The organism is Paenibacillus sp. OT2-17 (genome assembly GCF_009827695.1).
Lineage (GTDB): Bacteria > Bacillota > Bacilli > Paenibacillales > Paenibacillaceae > Paenibacillus > Paenibacillus polymyxa_B.
Map to the genome: position 1 here is coordinate 1 of NZ_WUDQ01000453.1, position 2,971 is coordinate 2,971.

Here is a 2,971-nt window from a genome sequence, read left to right on the forward strand (position 1 = left end):
TGCAATGGAGGGTACGATTTTTATATGGGTAGACAATCGGATGAACAGCACAGAGGCTGTATAACGGGTATATTTCAATGAATAAAGCTATAGGCTAAGTCATCGCATTGAACGGGCTAGTAGTATTAACCCAATTAATTCTAAAGCAAAGGCGGGGATGAGAGCATGTGGAATAGTCTGACTTGGGTGTTCTTCGGCGTGTTGTTGGTGGCGTTGGGTTGGATTGTTAAAGCAAGGCGTAGTCGCAGCAGCAACAAACAAGTGAATGAACAGCAGGGCAGTAATGTCGTTGAATTTCGTCCTCATAAGTCCGCTCGACAATCCCGCACCGGAAATGAACCTAAGTCTAAAGTGTCTTCCGGTTCACGCGCGAATGCAAAAGCAGCAGGTATTCAGGCGCAAACTGGGTTTGGACTGTCTGACTCTATCCAGAGCACAGGCAAGCAAAAATGCTTCTTTTGTAAAAAAGAAGACAAATTAACCTTCTATGCGGATGACAATGGATCGCTGTATGGGGTATGCAAAGAGTGTAAGCATAAGGCGGAAAGACAGGATATGTTGCCACTTTAGTCTATACAGACGATTTAGGACCATCATTAAAAAATTCTTATAATTAATAAAAACTCCCAACCGATGCAGTAAATTGGTTAGGAGTTTTTTTGTTTGTGCTTTACATTGTTATCTAATTTGCCTGTCAATCAATTCCTCAAGCGCATCTGCTATGTGATCTGGTCCATAGGATAGCTCTTCCCGGCTTAAGCTCAACCAAGCATGACGCTCATCCATATCAAAGGCAGTCTCCAGCCAACCAGATAACCCTCTGCCCCTGCGGTCTACTTCTACAAGCACATGCACACCCTCGGGTTCCAACTGCATAATCAGCTCCAGCTCCTCGATATCACGTGCATACTCTGATCCGGGCGTAAATTCAAATTCCTGTACGTACGGAACACCGCGTCCCAGCTTAGGGTGACGTTCGCAGGTGGAGGAACGGAATCGGAAGCCCAACAGATGAACCGCCTCAAACACTGTATTCATATAGGGATGTGGCTCGATTTTGAGTGAATCACGATCGGTCGGGTCCAAAGCCATGCCAATATCTAATGCTGTTTCCAGCCAGACGGGCTGTTTGGCGTGAGTAACAGGAGTTTCCAACGGCAATCTGAAGGAGAAAGGAATTTCAAGCTCCTGTCCTTGCTCTAGATGAAAGCCGTCAGATACCTTGATCCGTGCAATACAGCAGGTGGTGGTAGTTTTTTTATCATCGTGCTCCACGATATATTCAGTCTTGAGCTCAATGTCAATTTTGCCGATTTCCTGATCAATCTTGCCGCCTTTGATGCGCATGATACCACTAAGTTCTTCCCCAGGCACATATACGGTTTGATCTACCAGCGTATCGACTTTAGCTGAACCGATTCCTGCGCTTGCTAAGATTTTGTTGAAAAAACTCATTATTCCGTCCCCCCAGATAACCTCATGGTCATGATATACAAACGAAAACTAAAAACTTGTACAGCTTAACCGGATATACGGGGCAATGGTTCGAATCGTTCCAAAAAAATGCAAGAAAAAAGTAACTGGTACTCACGTAGGCATATTGCAGCTTGTCGATCTATCTGTCTACTAATCGCAGTTCACTTTATGAGGAGGTATAAAGCAATTTCGACAGCGAGGCTCATAAGCCTCAGAGTCACCGATCATCACAATAGGTCCTACAGTGGAAGGTTTACCATTTACCATACGTTGCGTAAATACTGCTTCCGAGCTACCGCATACAGCGCAAAAGGAAGTCAGCTTCTCGATATCATCCGCCATGGCGAGCAGACCACCAACATAGCCGAACTCCTTGCCCCGATAATCCAGATTCAGCCCATCGGCAATTACATGCTTGCCGCAATAAGCTAACTCTTGTACGAGCGACATAATATGACGACTGAAAAACTGGACTTCGTCAAAGGCAACCACGTCTGCATCTTTTGTTTCTTGCAAAATACGCTGAACGAGCTCATCTGTGAGTTTTCTGGGGATAGAGATAGCGGGCAGGCGATATCCGATCCGGCTTACTATTTCGTCCTCGGCATAGCGGTTATCTTCAGCGGGTTTGTAAGCGACCACTTTACGATGCCCGTATTGGATTAGTTTTTGACAGCGGCGAATCAATTCGCCGGATTTTTCACTGAACATGGGGCCTGTAATAATCGTAATTCGTCCTGTAGGCAAAGCGAATTCCCCTCTCTGTAACATGTACATAACACTGTAAATCTTCTTCTCCGAAAGAAAACGCCATTATAGATTACCATAACCAGCCGCATACAGACTAGAGAAAATATATTGTTTTTCGACATGTTGTTGTATGTCTATTCCTAAAACGTAAATGTGGTCGTCATTGCTCTGCCGCCTCTGGCATGATATGGTGAAGCGTAGTGGAATGAAGGGAAGAGTGAAAGGCATGGACGAAAAAAATACGGATTATAGTGCCAAAAAAGGAGCATTACTGGAGCAAGGGCTGATCAGCCCGCAAGCTCTAGAACTCATCACTGAGCTGGAGACAGAGCTGAACTTTCTGCGCAAGCAAAATGAATCATTTCGCATGGCGCTGCGAGCCAAATCAGCACAAAGTCCAAGGATGTCTACTAAATTACGAGATGCGCTGTATGAATGATATGGAAAGATATCTGGATTAAAGGGTTATCTTTTTTGTAGCCTATGCCTAAATGCTATATTTTGTACAGTGAAATAAAGAGAGTACAATAAGCTATATATAATCAATTGTTAATGGAGGAGAAACATGACTATACATTGTGATGTCGCTATTTTGGGTGGAGGAACCGGGGGGTATGTAGCAGCCATTCGTGCCGCCCAGCTAGGCAAGGAAGTGGTTATCATCGAAAAGGACAAGCTTGGTGGAACCTGTCTGCACCGTGGTTGCATTCCGAGTAAAGCCTTGCTGCGCAGTGCGGAAGTATAT

General features: G+C 44.8%; 5 protein-coding genes. 3 read left to right on the forward strand and 2 right to left on the reverse strand.

Annotated features, from left to right (window positions below; genetic code table 11):
* Positions 1-165 precede the first annotated feature (165 nt).
* A complete protein-coding gene (locus GRP75_RS22935; protein ID WP_160790459.1) occupies positions 166-570 on the forward strand; it encodes a hypothetical protein in 405 nt (134 codons plus the stop codon).
* Between the two features lie 108 nt (positions 571-678).
* Here the strand turns inward: GRP75_RS22935 and GRP75_RS22940 are convergent, their stop codons facing one another.
* Both GRP75_RS22940 and GRP75_RS22945 read right to left on the reverse strand, forming a co-directional pair.
* Complete coding sequence (locus GRP75_RS22940; protein WP_160790460.1) at positions 679-1,455, reverse strand: sporulation protein; 777 nt, start codon at positions 1,453-1,455, stop codon at positions 679-681.
* Positions 1,456-1,626: 171 nt separating this feature from the next.
* Positions 1,627-2,223 carry a thymidine kinase gene (locus GRP75_RS22945; protein ID WP_023989232.1) on the reverse strand — a complete coding sequence of 199 codons (597 nt, stop codon included), beginning with the start codon at positions 2,221-2,223 and terminating at the stop codon, positions 1,627-1,629.
* A 208-nt stretch (positions 2,224-2,431) separates the two neighbouring features.
* On the opposite strand from GRP75_RS22945, the gene GRP75_RS22950 reads away from it, so the two are divergent.
* Both GRP75_RS22950 and GRP75_RS22955 read left to right on the forward strand, forming a co-directional pair.
* Positions 2,432-2,665: a hypothetical protein gene (locus tag GRP75_RS22950; protein ID WP_160790461.1), complete on the forward strand. Its 234-nt coding sequence runs from the start codon at positions 2,432-2,434 to the stop codon at positions 2,663-2,665.
* Between the two features lie 126 nt (positions 2,666-2,791).
* On the forward strand, positions 2,792-2,971 hold a 180-nt coding region (locus GRP75_RS22955; RefSeq protein WP_160790462.1), incomplete at its 3' end, for an FAD-dependent oxidoreductase.